The 19,649-nt window shown below is 42.3% G+C and carries 17 protein-coding genes; 14 read left to right on the top strand and 3 right to left on the bottom strand.

Going from position 1 to position 19,649, the window contains the following annotated elements:
- Positions 1-1,552 precede the first annotated feature (1,552 nt).
- From dinG to B9Z54_RS11940, 10 genes are all read left to right on the top strand, one after another.
- Positions 1,553-4,354: an ATP-dependent DNA helicase DinG gene (gene dinG / locus B9Z54_RS11985; protein WP_113928628.1), complete on the top strand. Its 2,802-nt coding sequence runs from the start codon at positions 1,553-1,555 to the stop codon at positions 4,352-4,354.
- Between the two features lie 81 nt (positions 4,355-4,435).
- A complete protein-coding gene (locus B9Z54_RS11980; protein WP_113928627.1) occupies positions 4,436-4,858 on the top strand; it encodes a hypothetical protein in 423 nt (140 codons plus the stop codon).
- A gap of 23 nt (positions 4,859-4,881) precedes the next feature.
- Entirely contained in the window at positions 4,882-5,265 is a 384-nt protein-coding gene (locus B9Z54_RS11975) for a ComEC/Rec2 family competence protein (protein WP_113928626.1), read from the top strand.
- Positions 5,266-5,650: 385 nt separating this feature from the next.
- Positions 5,651-5,821 carry a YpmA family protein gene (locus B9Z54_RS11970; protein WP_113928625.1) on the top strand — a complete coding sequence of 57 codons (171 nt, stop codon included), beginning with the start codon at positions 5,651-5,653 and terminating at the stop codon, positions 5,819-5,821.
- A gap of 12 nt (positions 5,822-5,833) precedes the next feature.
- Entirely contained in the window at positions 5,834-6,307 is a 474-nt protein-coding gene (locus tag B9Z54_RS11965; protein WP_113928624.1) for a cell wall elongation regulator TseB-like domain-containing protein, read from the top strand.
- Between the two features lie 15 nt (positions 6,308-6,322).
- Positions 6,323-7,507 carry a pyridoxal phosphate-dependent aminotransferase gene (locus B9Z54_RS11960; RefSeq protein WP_113928623.1) on the top strand — a complete coding sequence of 395 codons (1,185 nt, stop codon included), beginning with the start codon at positions 6,323-6,325 and terminating at the stop codon, positions 7,505-7,507.
- A gap of 161 nt (positions 7,508-7,668) precedes the next feature.
- Entirely contained in the window at positions 7,669-8,961 is a 1,293-nt protein-coding gene (gene asnS, locus B9Z54_RS11955) for an asparagine--tRNA ligase (RefSeq protein WP_113928622.1), read from the top strand.
- 198 nt (positions 8,962-9,159) lie between these two features.
- Positions 9,160-9,867, top strand: a complete 708-nt coding sequence (locus B9Z54_RS11950; protein WP_113928621.1) for a DnaD domain-containing protein — start codon at positions 9,160-9,162, stop codon at positions 9,865-9,867.
- 183 nt (positions 9,868-10,050) lie between these two features.
- On the top strand, positions 10,051-10,701 hold the full coding sequence (gene nth / locus B9Z54_RS11945; RefSeq protein ID WP_113928620.1) for an endonuclease III: 651 nt from the start codon (positions 10,051-10,053) through the stop codon (positions 10,699-10,701).
- Complete coding sequence (locus B9Z54_RS11940; protein WP_113928619.1) at positions 10,701-11,216, top strand: YpoC family protein; 516 nt, start codon at positions 10,701-10,703, stop codon at positions 11,214-11,216. Before nth ends, B9Z54_RS11940 begins: the two co-directional genes overlap by 1 nt.
- A gap of 163 nt (positions 11,217-11,379) precedes the next feature.
- On the opposite strand, the gene B9Z54_RS11935 is transcribed toward B9Z54_RS11940, so the two are convergent.
- Positions 11,380-14,013 (bottom strand): PBP1A family penicillin-binding protein, encoded by a 2,634-nt coding sequence (locus B9Z54_RS11935; protein ID WP_240189899.1) that lies wholly within the window; start codon positions 14,011-14,013, stop codon positions 11,380-11,382.
- Positions 14,014-14,089: 76 nt separating this feature from the next.
- A complete protein-coding gene (gene recU / locus B9Z54_RS11930; protein ID WP_113928617.1) occupies positions 14,090-14,695 on the bottom strand; it encodes a Holliday junction resolvase RecU in 606 nt (201 codons plus the stop codon).
- 113 nt (positions 14,696-14,808) lie between these two features.
- On the opposite strand from recU, the gene B9Z54_RS11925 reads away from it, so the two are divergent.
- From B9Z54_RS11925 to B9Z54_RS11915, 3 genes are all read left to right on the top strand, one after another.
- Complete coding sequence (locus B9Z54_RS11925) at positions 14,809-15,810, top strand: DUF2515 family protein (RefSeq protein WP_113928616.1); 1,002 nt, start codon at positions 14,809-14,811, stop codon at positions 15,808-15,810.
- A 468-nt stretch (positions 15,811-16,278) separates the two neighbouring features.
- Positions 16,279-16,533, top strand: a complete 255-nt coding sequence (locus B9Z54_RS11920; RefSeq protein ID WP_113928615.1) for a DUF5446 family protein — start codon at positions 16,279-16,281, stop codon at positions 16,531-16,533.
- A gap of 172 nt (positions 16,534-16,705) precedes the next feature.
- Positions 16,706-17,068, top strand: coding sequence for a YppE family protein (locus tag B9Z54_RS11915; protein WP_113928614.1), 363 nt, complete (start codon positions 16,706-16,708; stop codon positions 17,066-17,068).
- A 53-nt stretch (positions 17,069-17,121) separates the two neighbouring features.
- On the opposite strand, the gene yppF is transcribed toward B9Z54_RS11915, so the two are convergent.
- Positions 17,122-17,313 (bottom strand): YppF family protein, encoded by a 192-nt coding sequence (gene yppF / locus B9Z54_RS11910; protein ID WP_113928613.1) that lies wholly within the window; start codon positions 17,311-17,313, stop codon positions 17,122-17,124.
- Between the two features lie 246 nt (positions 17,314-17,559).
- Here yppF and B9Z54_RS11905 point away from each other — a divergent pair, with 246 nt between their 5' ends.
- Complete coding sequence (locus tag B9Z54_RS11905; protein ID WP_240189898.1) at positions 17,560-18,057, top strand: YppG family protein; 498 nt, start codon at positions 17,560-17,562, stop codon at positions 18,055-18,057.
- Positions 18,058-19,649: the final 1,592 nt, after the last annotated feature.

The raw sequence follows: 19,649 nt of genomic DNA, 5'->3' as shown, positions 1-19,649 counted from the left end.
GAGGTCGCGCGCCTTCCGCTCCAATCCTTCTGCCTAAAAGGAGTAGGAGTATAAAATACCATTCAAAAGCAACCATCTTTTAGAAAAGAGCTTTTTTAAATACCTCGGGAATCTTATGGTTCTCCGTTACGAAGTGAAAGTATAATCCTTATTAATGGAGGACGAAATCGTTTATGGTTTCGTCCTTTTCTTTATTCGTATATGGAAGTTTCAAAAGCTGGGCTTGGATACATATTTTGATTAGAGATACGACGGGACTCGTTTATCTAGGAGGGTGGAGTGGGTACATAGCACGGCCGAAATTCCAGGACTCATGTATCCACCAGCGCGAGGTAGATACATGTCTCGGCTGAAAACCAGTTACTCATGTATCCAGAAGTGCGGAGTGGGTACATATCTCAATCGAAAACCAGATACTTATGTACCCAGAAGTGCGGAGTGGATACATATCTCAGTCAAAATACCAGAACTCGTGTATCCACCAGTGCGAGGTAGATACATGTCTTGGCTGAAGGTGTGTACCTTATGTACCCAGAAGTGCAAGGTGGATACATATCTCACGCGAAAACCAGTTACTCATGTATCCACCAGCGCGAGGTAGATACATATCTTGGTCGAAGTGTGCACCTTATGTATCTAGAAGTGCGGAGTGGATACATAACTCAGTCAAATACCAGAACTCATGTATCCACCAGTGCGAGGTAGATACATATCTTGGCTGAAGGTGTGTACCTTATGTACCCAGAAGTGCGAGGTGGATACACATCTCACGCGAAAACCAGTTACTCATGTATCCACCAGCGCGAGGTAGATACATATCTTGTCCGAAAGTGTGTACCTTATGTACCCAGAAGTGCAAGGTGGATACATATCTCAGTCAAAATACCAGAACTCATGTATCCACCTGCGTGAGGTAGATACATATCTTGTCCGAAAGTGTGCACCTTATGTACCCAGAAGTGCAGAGTGGATACATATCTCACGCGAAAACCAGTTACTCATGTACCCAGAAGTGTGTAGTGGATACATAACTCAGTCAAAATACCAGAACTCATGTATCCACCAGTGCGAGGTAGATACACATCTCATCCGAAATTCTAGAACTCATGTATCCACCAGCGTGAGGTAGGTACATATCACGGCTAAAAAGTTATGATCCATGTATCCCTCAACCCGCTAGAAGACAAGCGTTGTCCTGGTGACAAAAAAACGGTGGATCTCTAAATAAAACGCTTATTCTGATTTTAGAAGAAGGCTTTCTTCCTATACATTGTTGCTCTCGGATATCCCCGGGTACTAAGGGTTTTCACTCTAATCGGAGGGATCAGCTCTTTTCTTTTCATGTTAACTAGGTTATTCCGGAGAATTAAGGTTGTTTTTCTCGGGAATTAGTATTAAATAGCCACTAAGTTTACGAAAAGAGCCTAAAAGAATAAGGCATTCAAATCAGGCACCAGCTAACAAGTATATCAGCCACCACTCTTCTGGCTCTGCTCCAAGGAATTATGGTACACTTGTGAAGATAAAGAGATGATAAAGGCTGTGTGATTTTATGGTACCTCATAAAATAGTTGTAGTGGATTTGGAAACTACAGGTAACTCCCCGAAAAAGGGAGATAAAATGATTCAATTAGCTGCAATGGTGGTCCAGGATGGAGCTGTTGTAGATTCGTATACTACTTTTGTTAATCCTGGAGTGAGGATTCCTTCATTCATAGAGGAATTGACCGGGATTAATGGTGAAATGGTGAAGGATGCCCCTGATTTTTCCGAGATAGCTCCAAAAGTTTTGGAGCTGTTGGACGGGGCTGTTTTTTGTGCTCACAATGTCCAGTTTGATTTGGGGTTCCTTCAGGCGGAATTGGAAGAGGCAGGCTATAATACATTTTCCGGCCCCTCCTTTGATACTGTCGAGCTTGCGAAGATCACTCTTCCGACTGCAGACAGTTATAAGCTCACGGAACTTTCCGACCGCTTTTCATTTGATCACAGCCGGCCGCATCAAGCTGATAGTGATGCTTTGGTTACAGCAGAATTGCTTATCCATTTTATTAAGAAGCTTGCAGAACTTCCGCTCGTGACACTTGAGCAACTGGAGAAGCTGTCCAACTGGTTGAAAAGTGACTTATCTTTGCTTTTTTCTAATATCCTTACCCAAAAGAGGAAGTCAATTGGAGACATTGATCGGGAACTTGAGGTTTTCAAGGGGATTGCTATTAGAAAGAAAAACGTTCAGCCGTATGTGCGTATCGATCCTTCAGAGGCAGTCTATCCCAATAAGGATGAAGACAAAATAGATTTGTTATCCACTGCTTTAGCTTCATTTGAAAAAAGGGATGGCCAATTCTTGATGATGGATAAAGCTTATGAAGCAATGAAAGAAAATAAGCACATCATTATTGAGGCGGGTACGGGTGTCGGAAAGTCGTTAGGATATCTTCTGCCTGCGATTTTTCACAGCAAACAGGAAGGGATTCCTGTGGTGTTAAGCACTTATACCATCCAGCTTCAGGAACAGCTGCTGGAAAAGGAGGTCCGATTCCTCAGAGAGATGCTGGACTTCCCTTTCAATGCGGTCCTGTTAAAAGGGAAAAATCACTATTTGAATCTGTTCAAATTTGAGCAGTCGTTGTCAGAGGAAGAGAATCATTATGATATAGCTCTTACGAAAATGCAGATTCTCGTCTGGTTGACTTCAACGGAAACCGGGGATGTTGATGAGCTTAATTTGACAAGCGGAGGAAGGTTGTTTTGGAACAGGCTTCGCCATGACGGCTGGCATATCGATAAGGACCCTTGGATCAGCAGGGACTTTTATCTTCACGCCCGGAATCTGTCCAAGAGTGCGGACCTGATTGTCACCAACCATTCAATGCTGCTTGCTGACCTGGTCAGTGAAAGGAAGCTCCTTCCAGGATATGAAACGGTCATTATTGATGAAGCTCATCATTTGGAAAAGTCGGCAAGGAGCCACTTTGGCAAGATAATCGATTATCTATCGGTGAAGTTTGTCATTGGACAGCTTGGGGCTATCGACCAAAAACAGCTCTTTTTCAAAATGGAAAATATGATTGACAAATATGCCCTTAAGCCGGGGCTTCATTCTTTTGAGCTTGACCGGTATGTCAATGATTTTTACAGAGAAATCGAAGAGTGCTTTTCGATCATTACAGCCCTTTTCCTAAAACAGGCAAAAAGGAGAAAAGGGATTCAGAAGATCCAAATGAGGCTTACACATTCACTTTTGAACTCAAATGAGTGGAGGCCGGCGGTTATGTCTGTCGAACGAGTGGTCTCTCAAATGAAGAGGCTGGAGGGAGAAATGGAAAGCCGCTTGCAAATGTTGAAGGAAAAAGAAAATTCCCTGGATGATTCCGAAAAGGCTTCTTTGGAGGAAATGTACAGCTTCCTGGTTGAATGGGCTGAACTGAGGTTGAATTTCCGGGAAGTTTTTATGTTCCCTTCAGACAACGATGTGATATGGCTGGAAGGCGATTTGCGTTCACTGCCTAACAGTCTGTTAATCCAGTCTCAGCTCGCAGCGGTTGGGGAGAAGCTGAAGAGCTCGTTTTTTGATGAAAAAAAATGTGCGATTATGACATCGGCAACCTTGACAGTCCAAAATTCTTTCAATTATTTTCAGGAAGAAGTAGGTTTGTCACGCCAAAAAGTGGATTCTATCCGTATTTCTTCGCCGTTTAATTATAACGAGATGACCAAGCTGTTCATTCCAACAGATGTTCCAGAAATCCAGAACGTCTCTTTGGATGAATATGTGGAAGCCATATCGACACATTTAATTGGAGTGGCCCAGGCTACAAAGGGAAGAATGCTGGTTTTGTTTACCGCTTTTGATATGCTCAGGAAGACGCATGATTTAATGAAAGACAGCGGTCTCCTGGATGACTTTGTGTTGATGGCACAAGGAATTTCCAGCGGAAGCAGAACAAGGCTCACTAAAAATTTCCAGAGGTTTGACAAAGCTATACTTTTTGGAACGAGCAGCTTTTGGGAAGGTGTTGATATTCCCGGAGAAGATCTTTCTTGTCTAGTATTGGTAAGACTACCGTTTTCACCTCCCGATGAACCAGTTGCGCAGGCTAAAAGTGATTTCTTGAAAGCTGAAGGAAAGAACCCGTTTTCACATTATTCGCTTCCTGAAGCTATACTCCGTTTCAAGCAGGGTGTCGGCCGCTTAATCAGACGCAGCACAGATAGAGGCATCGTCATTGTATTCGACAGAAGGATCATTACAGCCAGGTACGGAAAAGCTTTTCTGGAATCAATCCCGGAGATGCCTGTCCGTCAAGGAGAACTCAATGAAATGGTGGAATTGATCGAGGAGTGGTTGTAGAATCACCCTGCGACTTAACGGGATAAAATTTCATGATTAACGTACTCTAAATGTAGAAGTGAAATAGGAGGTATGTTAGTCTTGAAACGCTTTATCTTGGCACTCCTGATTTTAATGTTTTTTCTTTCCTTTGAAGGGAATATAATAGCAGCCGGCCCGCAGGTTGACTTGAAGTTAAAGCCTGATGAGTTTGCCCTGACTTTCCTTCCCTTCGAAAAAGGGGAAGTTGCAATTATCCACCTTCCGGATGAAGTTAATTACTTAATCAACACCGGCGAAATTAATCAGTCCGAGTCCCTTTTTTCCACTTTAGATAAGTATGGTATTAAAAAGATCAATGGAATTTTAATCACTGATATAAAGGAATTCCACAAGGATGCGATTAACTCTATCATTGAAAAACGGGGAGTGGAACAAATTTTTACAGGTGTCAAGCTTGCCCCGGGATTTACTGGTCTTGATTTGCCGGTACGGCCTCTGGAAAAAGAAAAAAGATCAACCTGAATCAAAAGACTGTCATAGACGTCATGTATGAAGGCAGCTTGGAAGATGAAGGGCTTGATTTCACGATCACCTCTCCGCCTCATCGTTTCCTTTGGCTGAGTTCTAATTCCGCGGATTCTGAAGCCGGTTTAATCAATGAGCAGTTAAGTGATGTCAATATACTAAAAGTTCCGTTGTATAATAAAGCTGAGCTTTTATCGGAAAGGCTGTTGAATCACATCGATCCTCAAACAGCCATTTTTTATCGTGAGAAGAAAAAGTACATGAATACAGATCAGCTTGAACTTTTCCACGAAAGCTGGATTGATGTTTATTTCACTGGCCAGCATGGGCTTATTACGATAAAATTCAACAAAAATAATTATGAAGTGATTACCTTCCCGGAGGAAAACCAGGTGCTGGGCTGATTAAAAAATGAAAAGGCTCTTTTCGTAAACTTTGTTGCTATTAAATATGAATTTGGTGAGGTAACGTCAAATTTCCCCCATGATATTCTGAGAAAAAATAAAGAAAAGAGCTACTCACCCAGAATAAAGGAAAAACTTTAGTATCCGGGGAAAAATCCGGCTTTTGGATTTTTCCGAAAGCAACAATTTATGAGAAAACAGCCAATGAAAAAGAGGACTGTTCTGGCAGCCCTCTGAAGAAATGTGTGTGGAATAGAGTTTTTTGTTTGGTTGTGTTCGGATTTAAGCTTATTTGCTGTTATAATGAGTAATGGTTCTAATGTTATTGTGTCTAAATGCTTTTCAAATATTAATAACAATTTTTGTGATGTAAGGGGGATTTTCGTTGGAAAGTAAAATAGAAGTTTTATCCACGGTCAAAATTCAGCACTCGCCTGATTTTTATAAAGTGGTGGACGCTTTAAACCGCACATTGAAAGAAAGAGATCTGATGTTTGGTCTGGCCTTGGATCCCGAAGACCAGGAACAGGCAGTCTTTACAATATATCGTACATAAAGAAGTGATGAAATGAAAAAATTTATATTTTTATCAGTGATAATACTAGTTGTAGTTGTTGGAGCAATGGCAGCCGTTTTCCTGAATGCCCGTTCCCCTGTTAATGAAAAGGCAGACGCTGCCCTTCAAAGAGCTGAAGCAGAAACGGAATTGAAGTCAACAGAAGATGTTACTTTATATAATGGCAATAAGTCATACATTGTCATTACCGGTGAGAATGCTGCCGGTGAAAGAATCATCTTATGGGTTCCGGATAAAGATGAAGAGATTATTGTCAAAAAATGGGCTGATGGAATTTCGAAAGAAGACGCGATTAATAAACTGAATCAAGAAAATGATGTTGCAAAAATCCTGTCTGTTAAATTAGGAATGGAAAGTGTAGGGCCTGTATGGGAAATGACGTATCTTGATGAAAATGACTATCTAAACTATTACTACCTTCTGTTTGAAACAGGAGAGTGGTGGAGGAAGATTGAAAATCTTTAATAGGGGGAAATGTAGATGAAATTGGAATTGGCACAGAGAGTCAGTGCTTTAACACCATCCACAACCCTTGCCATTACGGCAAAGGCAAAAGAAATGAAATCACAGGGCATAGATGTTATTGGGCTTGGTGCAGGGGAACCGGACTTTAATACCCCTGAACATATCATGACTGCTGCCACTGATTCAATGCATAAGGGACATACCAAATATACTCCTGCCGGCGGTTTGCCGCAATTAAAGGAAGCCATCATCAACAAATTTAAAAAGGATCAAGGGATCTCTTACGAACCCTCCCAGGTCATTGTAACAAACGGTGCGAAACACGGATTGTACACTTTATTTCAAGTCCTTCTTAATGATGGGGATGAAGTAGTCATTCCCACTCCTTACTGGGTAAGCTATCCTGAACAAGTTAAACTGGCAGGGGGTAACCCGGTATTCATCGAAGGAAAAGAAGGAAATGAGTACAAAATCACTCCTGCACAGCTTCAAGAGGCTGTGACCGATAAAACCAAAGCTGTCATCATCAATTCACCAAGCAACCCGACAGGCATGTTGTACAGCAGGGAAGAACTGGAAGCTATCGGCAGAGTCTGTCTGGAGAATAACATCCTGATTGTTTCTGATGAAATTTACGAAAAGCTCATATATGGGGAAAATAAACATGTGTCAATTGCAGAGATTTCTCCCGAATTAAAAGAGCAGACAATTGTCATAAACGGAGTATCGAAGTCACATTCCATGACAGGCTGGAGAATTGGTTATGCAGCAGGAGATGCCCAGCTTATCAAAGCGATGACAAACCTTGCCAGCCATTCAACTTCCAATCCGACGACAACTTCCCAGCATGGTGCGATTGCCGCATATGAGGGTACACAAGAGCCTGTCGAAGATATGAGACAAGCTTTCCAGGACCGCTTGGGCACCGTCATCGAAAAGCTGAATGCGATTCCTGGATTCAACTGTATTGAGCCCCAGGGAGCCTTTTATCTTTTTCCGAATGTAAAAAAAGCCGCAGAGCTGACAGGTTATGAGTCAGTTGACTCCTTTACGAAAGCTCTGCTAGAAGAAGCAAAGGTCGCTGTAATTCCTGGTTCCGGATTCGGTTCACCGGATAATATCAGGTTGTCGTACGCAACATCTCTTGATTTATTTGAAGAAGCATTAAAAAGAATCCATTCTTTTGTTACTCAAAAATAAAGAAATCCAACTAAATAACAAGTTTGGGCGGCAGGTTTTCTGCCGCTCGTCCTGATGAAAAACCCCTTGCCGTGTTTTCTGTGTTGCTAGGGTATGGGTGGATATGTATAATAAAAAGAAATTGATACATAAGAGTGTTGAGTTTTTGGAGGGAATTAAACGTGAAAACAACAATTGCAGAAGTGAATAAGCATGTTGGAGAAGAAGTGACAATCGGCGCATGGCTTGCGAACAAAAGGTCAAGCGGCAAGATCGCATTCCTGCAACTTAGAGATGGTACAGGCTTCATACAGGGAGTTGTCGTGAAGAGCGAAGTCGAAGAAGAGATTTTCCAAAAAGCTAAATCAATTACCCAAGAGACATCTCTATATGTCACTGGTGTGATTCAGGAGGATACACGCTCTCCTTTTGGTTATGAAATGCAGGTGAACAGCCTTGAGGTTATTCATGAAGCTGTTGACTATCCTATTACACCGAAAGAGCATGGAACGGAATTCTTGATGGACAACCGCCATCTATGGCTTCGCTCCCGCCGTCAGCATGCGGTGATGAAGGTCCGTAATGAAATCATCCGTGCAACCTATGAATACTTCAATAAAGAAGGATTCGTCAAGGTAGATCCGCCAATCCTGACAGGCAGTGCCCCTGAAGGAACTTCGGAGCTTTTCCATACGAAGTATTTCGATGAAGATGCTTACCTTTCCCAAAGCGGACAGCTTTATATGGAAGCAGCGGCAATGGCTCTTGGAAAAGTATTTTCTTTCGGCCCGACTTTCCGAGCCGAAAAGTCAAAAACCCGCCGCCACTTAATTGAGTTCTGGATGATTGAACCTGAAATGGCTTTTTACGAGCATGAGGACAGCCTTAAAGTGCAGGAAGAGTATGTGTCCCATGTTGTACAATCTGTTCTTGAAAATTGTAAATTGGAATTGGAACGATTGGGCCGTGATACTTCCAAGCTTGAGAATATCAAAGCTCCGTTCCCTAGAATCACTTATGATGAAGCTGTTAAATTCCTGCAGGAAAAAGGGTTTGATGATATAGAGTGGGGAGACGATTTTGGTGCTCCGCATGAAACGGCCATTGCTGAAAGCTATGACAAACCGGTATTCATCACTCACTATCCAACGTCCTTGAAACCTTTCTACATGCAGCCGGATCCAAATCGGGAGGATGTTGTCCTGTGTGCAGATTTGATTGCTCCAGAAGGCTATGGAGAGATCATAGGAGGTTCTGAGCGTCTTCATGACCATGATATCCTCAGCCAGCGCATCAAGGAGCATGAGCTTGATCCTGAGGCTTACAAATGGTATCTGGAATTACGCAAATATGGCTCCGTTCCCCATTCAGGGTTCGGCCTTGGCCTGGAGAGAACAGTGGCTTGGATCAGCGGCGTAGAACACGTACGCGAAACCATCCCGTTCCCAAGATTATTAAACCGACTTTATCCTTAAGAAATTATCACACACAAACGACTGCCTTGCGATTAATTCCTCGGCGGTCGTTTTTGCTTGATAACGGGAAATACGCAAAATTTTTAAACCATAATCATGTTAGGTAAGTACCTATGCTTTCCAAGGCACTTTTGTAGTCTTTTTCCATGTTCAGTGTTTCTTTCATCATGATATACTATTATTTGAGGTGGACGTATTATGGATTATAAACAGTTAATGGTCAGTTGGCTGGAAGAGGGCACTATCAGCATCCCTCAACTGCTTCTTTCCAATTACAATAAACTCGGTTTGAGTGAATCAGAATTTGTATTGCTTCTTCAAGTTTACTCTTTTATTGATAAAGGCAACGATTTCCCCACGCCTGAAGAAATTTCCTCCAAAATGAGCTTTTCGAGTGAGGAGTGTTCCTCAATCCTCAGAAGGCTCGTTCAAAATCAATTCATTTCCATAGAGGAAGGAAATTCATCCAGCGGAATTCTGTATGAACAATACTCATTGAAACCGCTTTGGACAAAATTGGCTGAATTTGTGCTGAACGAAAGCAAAGGGGAAGGCATGGAAAAGGCTCTTCTAGAGGAAACGGACTTGTATACGGTTTTTGAACAGGAGTTCAGCAGGCCGCTTTCGCCTTTGGAGTGTGAAACACTTGCCATGTGGATCGATCAAGATGAACATAATGCAGTGATTATTAAAGCAGCGCTTCGGGAAGCTGTCATTTCCGGAAAACTTAACTTCCGGTACATTGACCGTATCCTTTTTGAATGGAAAAAGAATGGCGTCAAAACAATTGAACAGGCCAAGAAGCAGGGAGAAAAATTCAGGCCGCATCAAAAGCAGCAAGTATCCTCCCAGACTGCGCAATCAGATAAAAAAACAGTCCCATTCTATAATTGGCTTGAGCAGTAGCATCTTTGCTTAAAAGGTGTCATTTGGATTTAATGGTTTTTTTCGCGTGAGGGTATGCTGTTCCCGCAGGAGACCTGTCCATCACTTCCGGCTACCATGTAAATAAGGGAGAGGTAAAACCAGCATTCAAATAGCAACAAGGGATATCACATCCAAAAACAATCGATCAGTGGTGAATATATTATGTTGAATAAAAGTCAAATAGAGTATTGCTTTAATGAAATGGAGAGAATGTTTCCGGATGCTCACTGTGAGTTATACCATCGAAACCCTTTCGATCTGGTCATTGCGGTTCTATTGTCAGCTCAGTGCACGGATGCTCTTGTCAATAAAGTAACCAAAAACTTATTTGAAAAATATAAACAACCGGAAGATTACTTAAAGGTCAGCTTGGAAGAGCTGCAGCAAGATATCCGCTCAATCGGACTATACCGAAATAAGGCGAAGAATATCAGAAGTTTATGTGAAATTCTTTTGGAAGAGCATGGGGGAGAAGTCCCTCAATCTAGAGATGACCTTGTCAAACTGCCAGGTGTTGGCCGCAAAACGGCTAATGTCGTGGTTTCTGTTGCATTCGGGGAACCAGCATTGGCTGTTGACACCCATGTTGAGAGGGTAAGCAAGAGACTGGCAATATGCAGGTGGAAAGACAGTGTGCTTGAAGTCGAGAAGACATTGATGAGAAAAATTCCAAGAGAAAAGTGGTCAGATACCCATCATAGGCTGATTTTCTTTGGAAGGTACCATTGTAAAGCTCAAGCTCCTCAATGTGAAATATGTCCTTTGCTGGATCTGTGCAGGGAAGGCCAAAAGCGAATGAAGAGGAAGAAGTGATGGAGAAGCTTTATCGGCTGCCGGAAGAGGTAAAGCACCCATTTTTCTATATGGATACAGATGCTCTGGTGTCCATAGATGATGAAAATACGGATCCGCTTCAACCTGTTTTTTGTTATGAAATTCTCTATTACAATAATGTCAGTCTTTCAGTGATTCCTTGGGAGGAACCTTTCTCCATCAAAAAGGCAGAAGAGACGTGGACGGAACTGCGTGAACAACTGAATGTCGTTTTTGCTGCGCGTACTTCTGATGAAGTTAAAGTGCTGATGAATAAAGCGGCAGCACATTTTATAATGTATTTATTCTGGACCAATGAAAAGCCTGCTAACCCTCTTAAGTGGAAAGAGGAACTGGAGGTTCTGTCCGTAAAGCCGGTAAATGTCAGAGAAAGGCTTGAGTTTGTTTTAAATCAGCCGTCTTTGTTTCATTCCTACAAACAATTGGATCAGTTGTTCATTGAGCAAATAAAGCAATTCGCAAAGGCTCAGGCTGTTCGAAAACACCTTAAATAAGGTTGCAGCTTCTTTAAAAGTAAGGGGTTTTCGCACCAGCCGTATGTCTTCCGTACCCATCCCTCTATCCAGATGGAGGAGGGATAGCATTGCCACACAGGATTTCCTAAAAATTGAGCAAATAAAAACAGCGTCTGACTGAGTCAGACGCTGTTTTTTAGTATTACTCTTCATCATCAGAGTTATTATTTGTACCGTTGCTGTCCGCGTTACCTTCGCCTTGGCCTTCATCTTGGCCATCGTCGTCATCTTCATTTTCTCCATCTGTGCCATCTTCGGCTGGCGGTGTGGTTTCTTCCTCTTCATTTTCACCTTCGCCGTTGCCTTCACCATTTTCTTCTTCATCATCTTCATTGTTACCGTCTTCGTTTTCTTCACCTTCAGGAGTTTCTTCTGAATCCTCTTCAGGCTCTTCCTCAGGCTCTTGGCCTTCAACGTTGACGTTTACTGTTGCAGGCTCACTGCGCTGTTCTCCATCGACAGCAGTAACGGTGAATGTGTAGCTGCCGTCAGCTGCGATGTTTTCAACAATCAAACCTTTTTCAGAAGTCGTGGAGAGGACTTTGGGACCTTCTTCATTGAAGGAACCTGAAACCTCAAAGTTTGGATTTCGATCGTCGTCATTATAGTCCCATGTTAACGTAATGGTCTTTTTGTCGTTATCGAATTCTCCCTTCAAGCCTTGTGGTTCAGGGATTTTATCGAACTGCTCAGATACCTTGCTAGGCTCTGTCCCTCGAACAAATAGTTCATAGGTGATTCTATCTTCCGGTGTGTAATCACTTGGAAGCCGTGCAGGGTTGGATCCTTTTTCTACAGGAGATTCGACCACACTCTTAGGCTTCTTGAAATCTGGTGTATCGATATCCTGTGATACGTAGCTCATGATGTCTTTGACGATATATTGCGCGATATGACGTTCTGAAGGATTGAGTGGATATTTCCTTTCTCTATATCCGGTCCATACAGAAGCAGTGTAATTCGTTGTATAACCGACAAACCATGAATCTGGTGCTTCATTCGCTGCAACATTGTATTTAGCTCTATCTTCATCTGTATAATTGGTTGTTCCTGACTTTCCTGCCATCGGAAGACCTTGTACGTTTGCATAAATGCCCGTTGCACCTGGCTTTAATACATCCTTCAGCATGTCAGTAATCATGTAAGCGGTGTAATCCTTCATAGCGTTCTTTGGTTCAGGGTTGACGTTGACCTCGGTTTCACCATCTCTAAGTACGATTTTTTGAACAGAATGCGGCTTATTGTATATTCCGCCGTTTCCGAAGGCAGCATACGCTCCAGCCATCTGTACGGAATTCACTCCAGGTGTTCCGCCTAGAGCATAGGCTTCAAAGATATCTTCAAAAGAAATTCCCAGACCTGATAGGAATTCTCCTGCTTTCGCAGGGCCCACTTCCTGTAATGCCTTTACTGCAGGGACATTACGTGAATCCCAGAGTGCTTCACGTATGGAAATATCTCCTTTGAAACGTGTATCCCAGTTATTGATATCGATGTCAGTATCCGTATATTGATATGGTTCATCTTTTATTTGGTGGTAAGTAGACCATTTTTCATATTCTACGGCAGGTCCGTAATCCAATAGAGGTTTAATTGTCGATCCAGGCTGTCTTTTGGCATCAACAGCATAGTTGAATCCACGTTTGATTTCTCCATAGTCACGGCCGCCTCCAATAGCGCGTATTTCCCCGGTTTCTGTATCTAGGAGGGTGATGCCGGCCTGCATCAATTCCTCAAATCTTTCAGGATATTCAAAATCAATCGCTTCCCCTGCAAGAATAGCCTCGACACGTTCCTGTGCTTTCGGATCTACAGTTGTGTAAACCTTCAGGCCGTCCGTGAACAGGTTATAGTCTCCAAGTTCCGCTACTTCATCGATTACAACGTCGACAAAAGCCTGATATTTATCAATAGAGCGTTCTTCCCTTGCTTCCTCAGTAACGAGAGACTCTGTGACTGGCATTGCTTGCGCCTGTTCCATTTCTTCCTTGCTGATTTTTTCATGCTGATGCATTAGGCTGAGAACGATGTTCCTTCTCTTTTCAGCTTTTTCCGGATAATCAAAAGGGTTATAGTTATTAGGACTTTGCGGCATACCGGCAAGCAGGGCTGCCTCATGCAGCTCAAGGTCCTTTAGTTCTTTTCCATAATAATAGGTAGCAGCTGTGCCGAAGCCGTTAATCCCGGCAGACATATATACCTTGTTAAAATACATCTCGAAAATTTCCTCTTTGGTGTAATCCTGTTCAAGTTTAACAGCGAGCCATGCTTCCTGTGCTTTACGTTCAAGCGTCTTATCAGGTGACAGGAAAGATCCCTTGATGACCTGCTGAGTTAAGGTGCTCGCACCCTCTGAACCGAAACCGTTGGTGACATTGGCAATCACTGCACCGCCTAAACGGATTAAATCAATTCCATTATGTTTATAGAAGCGGTTATCCTCGGTAGCAAGTATCGCATCTTCCATAAGAGGGGGAATCTGTTCATAATTTACATAATCCCTCTTCTCGGTCCCTACAGTGGTGATCAAATCACCGTTCATATCGTAGATCTCAGACGCAATCGGATCCTTCAGCAGTGATTCGTCCAACTCGGGCGCTTTGCTTGCGTAGTAGGCAAATAAGCCTGCTCCTGAAAGCATCCCGATAATTCCAATGATAAATAAACTGATGATGGCCTTTGCAAAAAACGATTTCTTTTTGCCTTTGCCCTTTCCTTTAGCCTTTTTTTGCTGAGCAAGGCGTTTTTCTTCCCTGGATTTATATTGACCAGACATAGTGTGTATCCTCACTTTCATCTTTACTCCACATTTGCTGCACGCTCTTTATTGTACTGCAGCAGGAGACCTGAGTTTAGAAATATAATGAATGTACCGTCTTAAGATAATCAATGCGGGGGTGGAAGCCCAATGAGATTTTCACTCCATCTGCTTCAATCTCTTCTTTCTTGATTGATTTTCTACCGCCCTGATCCATTCTCTTCCAGTACTTATACAGCTCAATGAATTTCATGAAAAAGATTTCTTCTGTCATTGAAAAACGGATTAAGATAAATGCGATGCCATCCTGCTCATCCACCTGTTTCATATGCTGAATTTGATGGATATGAAGATTTTGAAGGGGAAAAGAAGTTTTGTTCTTCGTTTCTTTTGCTTCAAAATCAATGTATCTGCCTTTATAAAGACCATTGTAATCCGTTGTTGAAGGCTGTTTGAAATAGGCCTCTTTAATGACTGCCGCGCTTCGCTGAGGATAGTGGACATCGACAATTTGAACGGGTGTCGGTTTTTTATGGATAACAGCGACTCCGTTAGCAAGATAATATTGATTGGTTTCGTTAATATCCTCCTCAAGAGTCATTCCCCGGTTGCTGTAGGAGACTTTTTTTGCCGCCGTTTTTTTAATGGCGGGGGAAGCCTTCTGGATAAATTTTTTTCCATTGGGATAATGGAAGTTCATATTCCCACCTCACAAACTAATCTATATCATATCAGATACGTCAAGATGATGGGTGAATAAAAATGCCTAAATCTCGTTAACATAACCCTATAACGACGAACGGGGCGGTTAATATGGCCAAATTATCCTTTTTTCACCGGTTTTTACCCGAATACTCGCTTGCTGAAACTCCTGAACAGATTATGGGGGTGATTAGCGAACAAACATTCAAATATAACCGTGATAATATATCAAGAACTAAGGCTTATCAAGAGTATTACCTATTACATCCAGAAATAAAATGGTCATTTTTAGCCTCGATGGTCTCACGGAACGCCGGTTGGAATATGTGCGATCTCCAAGGACCCTGGCTTCCATCGATTCTTGATAAAAGAACCAGGGAGACTTTATTCCTTACCTATGAACGAGCGAATTGGCTGATCTTTCAGGACATTTTTCCTCAGCTGCTGATACATCATTATAAGACGGAATTAGATGTAGAAATGTTTCACTTATTTCGTGAATTTTTTGTGTCTTCCTTCATGCAGTCTGAGTGGAGGAGGTTTTGGGAGTCAGGGGACCAGGACCGGTTGATGCAGGCTCTTATTATCAATGAACAGAATGTTATAGAGGAACCAGTGATCCGCCACCCGGTTTATAAACGCAAGGTTTTCAAAAGTAAGGTGTTTTTCCTGGAAGATCGTTTTCACTTTAGTTCAGTAGTTTTTCCTACAAAGAAGGGGAGTCTTTATGGGGCAAGTGTGAGTGACTTCAGAAACTTGGACAGCAGAATTGCGCTTGGAAACAGATTATCGCAGATTCTGTTCAAAGAAGAACTATACCCATACTTTAAGGAATTCGCACTCTCGACAGAACCCACTGGGTCCAGAAGGGATTATGAGCGCTGTTGCAGGGATGCCCCTTATACAGGTACTCCGATTTTAAGAACCGTCTATGAGGAACAAGAGCACCATGTACACAAGGAGTTGGAAGACTGGTCCAAAAAGAGAAAAGTGAAAGAAAGGTGGTTTCAGAGGTCAAAGTTTGAAGAACCGGTGAAGTTGACAGAGTGGTTTTTCCAAAAGCAGAGACAGCTTCACAAATTAATTAAATTGGAAGAACTGTTCAGGGGATAAAGGCTGCCACTCGTTTTAGGGGCGGATAACCAGGCAGTGAAAAAGTTTTATCCCAACCCTCATCAATTTAGATCACCCCGGTGACACTTCTTGAAAACAACCTGTAAAATAAACAGTGCCGGCAATGCTTCATCCATGAGCACGCCGGCACTGTTAAACAGAATGTATTAAGTTGATGGGCGGTCGGGACCTGATAATTTCGGGTTCCCTTTACCAGCTTTCGTTTCTATCCGCTTCGCTTCTTTCACTCTTTGTTCTTTGCTTTCATTTTTTGTCATGATTTTAACACCTCCTCACTATATTGTTCGAAAACACCATTGTTTTCATTCAGTAATCTGTCGAAAGAGTTTGCTCAACTTGTTTGATTCCGACTTTCTTTGCCGAAAGAGTACTAGTTTTGTCAAGGGGGAAGGTGCAGGTAAGAGAAGGGCGAATACTACAATAAACGAAATTCGAGGAGGCTTTAAAATGGTGTGCAAAGATGACCTGCTCCTGCTGCTGTCGGATATAGAAAGTCAATTGGATGAACTGGAAGAAAAAATTAGTGTAAAGGTCTCAGAAGAAACTCATGCATTGGTCAATGAGAGAAAGTTAAAGCTGGCAAAGGCCGAAAAAAAATATACTAAAACGGAGACCCGGGTTCTCCTTAAAATGAGCTTATACGGAGAAACATCTCTCGAGAAAGCGATGAATAATCTTGAATTATCTTACAAAACCACATAAAATGAAGAAACAATAAAAGCAGCTGACAAAGGCTGCTTTTTTTAAATCTCTTGAAAGGCTGTTTCTCAAAGAGCATGTAAGCGAAACAGGATATTGCTGCCATAAAGCTAAATTCGGTTAAGAAACTTATACGGTCTGCCTCAAGGAAGTTTTAAAGCAAAGGAGAGGTCATGTGAAAAATCTCAGGGAATTAACTTCAGAACTACTGGAAACCAATGGAGAAATCCTGAAATTATATAAAGAAACTCGAGAGCGGGGAGAAAAAGGCGATTTTTATCAAGAGGTAAAGCCTTTCGCCGATGAAGCCAAAGAAAAAATCGATCTTTGGCAGGAAACTGCTCTCGAATGGATGAAGAAGCAAAGGCCGAAAAACCTTCACCCCAGCCAGATTATTAATACGGCTGAGAATTTGGAGATGATCTCCATTCAAGCCTTTTTTCCTGAAGCAAGCTACAAAAGATTCATCAGCCACTCCCAGTCTGTTCACTATGTATTACAAACAGTTCTGGAACAATTAAAGGCACAACAGGAATAGCAAGAGGGGGGCAGATTTGTTGAATCTGCCCCCCTCTTGCTATAAATATATAATTAGTTTGAAACCATTGGAGAATCGGATGCAGGATAGGCTGCTTCAATTTCTTTTACAAGCTGCCTGTATTCAGTAATTGTGATTTCATTCAATATGTAACATTTTCGGGCAAAAGTCAGAAGTTCATTTAACGAGGCTGGCTTAAAGTTGTATTTCTCTTGAAATAATTCCTGAATAGTTTCCAAATTCATAATGAATCCTCCCCTTGTTACGTTTAATATCAGCAGGTTTTCTCCCGCTTCCCCTTACATGCTCATAGTAACATGAATTGCAGATATTTAAAGTTGTAAGAAAAATGGAACTTCCGACAAAGTTCTTCATTTGTCGAATAGTCTTTGAAGGAAGGAAGCCTGTAGACTAAACCGGGCACCTGCACATTTTTTCTGAGAAGAACATACTTTATAGCAGAGATTCCTTTGTCAGGAGGATGAGTGGAAATGTATCAATTTCATAATCACTATCAAAATTGGAGAATACCTGCCCGACGATATTACGGTCACCAACAACAACATAATGGAGCCATGCCTTACCCTCCTTATGGAAGCCCCCAGCAGTTCCAGCAGCCGCCGTACCTGCAGCAGCCGGCATACGGCTATAACCAAGGCTACCAAAATCCGGCTGGGGACTATGGGATTTATTCTCAAGGTAATCACTATGCCAACCAGTATTTTCAAAATCCTTTACAGCCCGATGAAATCAATCATTCTCAAGGCGGCATCTATAATGATTATCAAGGAATGATGAATCCATATCCTAAAGGCAGTTTTATGGCAAAACCGCAGTCATCCGGGATGGGAACCATCATGAAATCATTTAAATCCCAGGACGGTTCCCTTGATTTCAATAAAATGATGAATACAGCTGGTCAAATGATGAATGCAATGTCACAGGTCTCTTCGATGGTCAAGGGAGTGGGAGGATTCTTCAAAGTTTAGTATAAGTATAGAAAAAGCTCAGGAGAGGTCCTGAGCTTTTTTAGGTACTTTTTGTAAACTAGTACAATGGAATAATCTGCGGATAATGAAAAGAAAAGAGCTGCTCTCCTCTATTCGAGAGAAAACCTTTAGTATTCGGGGAAAAATCCGGCTATTAAAAGTTTTACAGCAAAAAAACAATATTAATCAATATATTGGTAAGTGGTTCGCGCTAAGAAGGGTAAATTGATTTCCACTCCAGGTGCCTGACTCCGCGGGGCGTGCGGTGAGCCTCCTCGGCTTCATAAAAAGCGGAAGCGGCCGTTCAGCGACCTACAGATTGTAGGGCTCTCGCATGAGATAAAGGAATCACGAAGAGCTTAAGCGATTCGATGATGACTTATCTATATAAAGTGGAAAGGCCCCGCTCAGCGGCGTACGGACTGGACTGACTCCGCATGAGATAAAGAAAACACAACAAACGTAGTGAGTTGATGTTGACTTATCGCAAGGAGGAGGCAGGGAAGTACGCTAGCCGTTGGGCCTTGCAGCTAGAATAGCAAGGAGAGAGACCGAAATCTGCTAGTCGCTGGAGCTGGATTCGCCTGCGTGGGCTCACCTGTCATCAAAAGTGGAAGCGCCCTGCTCAGGCCCGACAGGCAAATGTTCTCAAGAGAATAAAAGGTGGTTTTTCCTTTTATTCTCTTGAGGTTATTTGACCCCGAGGGGCTGGGCGCTGGAACTAGACGTCACGCTAGTCCCGCAGGAGGTCACGCACCTTCCGTTCCAATCATATCATTGCTAGCATTATTATAGTTAACTGCATCTCATATACATTAATATCCGGTATGAAATGTATAGGGAATTATGCAGCAAATTTTAAAGAACACTTAGTTCTGTCATTTGCTATTTAGAATACATATTGTATTACCAATTGAACAGAATTACTAGCAAAAATACTGTGATATAAACAAAAAAGAAGTGTCAAATTCTATGCGATTTGACACTTCTTTTGAGGTGCAATTGTTAGTTTTGTACTCGAAAACAGAACCCGTTACTTTTCTAAGAGATTGTTGCTTTCTAATGCTGTTTTATCATCGTCTCCCTTTTAAGAAGAAGGATTAAGCTCAATGCGCGCGAACTCTTGGAGCGACCGAGCCTAGGTCGTGACATATAACGGGTGGGATTCCCGTCGAGAAAGAACTAGCCATTCACTCGTAGCGAGTCTTGGAGGGCAAAGTGGTAACACATTGCCTTTAAGCGTAGACAGCGAGGTAGTGGGCCGTAAACTAACTGGTTGAAGGGATTGAGCTCCGAAAACGCGCATTATTTAGGAAGGCCGATATTTTCGGGAGTATAGAAGGCAACATTGTTATTCACGTTAGCGGCAAGAGAATAACAACTTCCTCGGAGTCGATGACCTCGGCACGCTATACATTGATATGTTACGGCAACTCGGGAGATCCTTTAGGTCTTTTGCCGAAGAACCGGCAAGAGTAATGACGAACAAGCGATAATAAAGTGAGGGTTGTCAAATGCCTAAAGGAAGTCGGATAGGGATATAGTACCTATGAAGTCGGTCAACGCTGATGGAGGGAAGGTTCCTACCTGTC

The sequence above is a fragment of the Bacillus sp. P14.5 genome, from assembly GCF_003316765.1.
In the GTDB taxonomy this organism is placed as follows: Bacteria; Bacillota; Bacilli; order Bacillales; family Bacillaceae_B; genus Rossellomorea.
This window is presented reverse-complemented; position numbering and strand designations above follow the sequence as displayed.

Coding starts and splice junctions, on each gene's coding strand:
- B9Z54_RS11940 (WP_113928619.1), top strand. CDS start 10,701: ATGGAGAAGCTTTATCGGCTGCCGGAAGAGGTAAAGCACCCATTTTTC.
- B9Z54_RS11960 (WP_113928623.1), top strand. CDS start 6,323: ATGAAATTGGAATTGGCACAGAGAGTCAGTGCTTTAACACCATCCACA.
- B9Z54_RS11975 (WP_113928626.1), top strand. CDS start 4,882: ATGTATGAAGGCAGCTTGGAAGATGAAGGGCTTGATTTCACGATCACC.
- B9Z54_RS11950 (WP_113928621.1), top strand. CDS start 9,160: ATGGATTATAAACAGTTAATGGTCAGTTGGCTGGAAGAGGGCACTATC.
- B9Z54_RS11935 (WP_240189899.1), bottom strand. CDS start 14,013: ATGTCTGGTCAATATAAATCCAGGGAAGAAAAACGCCTTGCTCAGCAA.
- B9Z54_RS11965 (WP_113928624.1), top strand. CDS start 5,834: ATGAAAAAATTTATATTTTTATCAGTGATAATACTAGTTGTAGTTGTT.
- recU (WP_113928617.1), bottom strand. CDS start 14,695: ATGAACTTCCATTATCCCAATGGAAAAAAATTTATCCAGAAGGCTTCC.
- B9Z54_RS11905 (WP_240189898.1), top strand. CDS start 17,560: ATGTATCAATTTCATAATCACTATCAAAATTGGAGAATACCTGCCCGA.
- yppF (WP_113928613.1), bottom strand. CDS start 17,313: ATGAATTTGGAAACTATTCAGGAATTATTTCAAGAGAAATACAACTTT.
- dinG (WP_113928628.1), top strand. CDS start 1,553: ATGGTACCTCATAAAATAGTTGTAGTGGATTTGGAAACTACAGGTAAC.
- B9Z54_RS11920 (WP_113928615.1), top strand. CDS start 16,279: ATGGTGTGCAAAGATGACCTGCTCCTGCTGCTGTCGGATATAGAAAGT.
- B9Z54_RS11925 (WP_113928616.1), top strand. CDS start 14,809: ATGGCCAAATTATCCTTTTTTCACCGGTTTTTACCCGAATACTCGCTT.
- nth (WP_113928620.1), top strand. CDS start 10,051: ATGTTGAATAAAAGTCAAATAGAGTATTGCTTTAATGAAATGGAGAGA.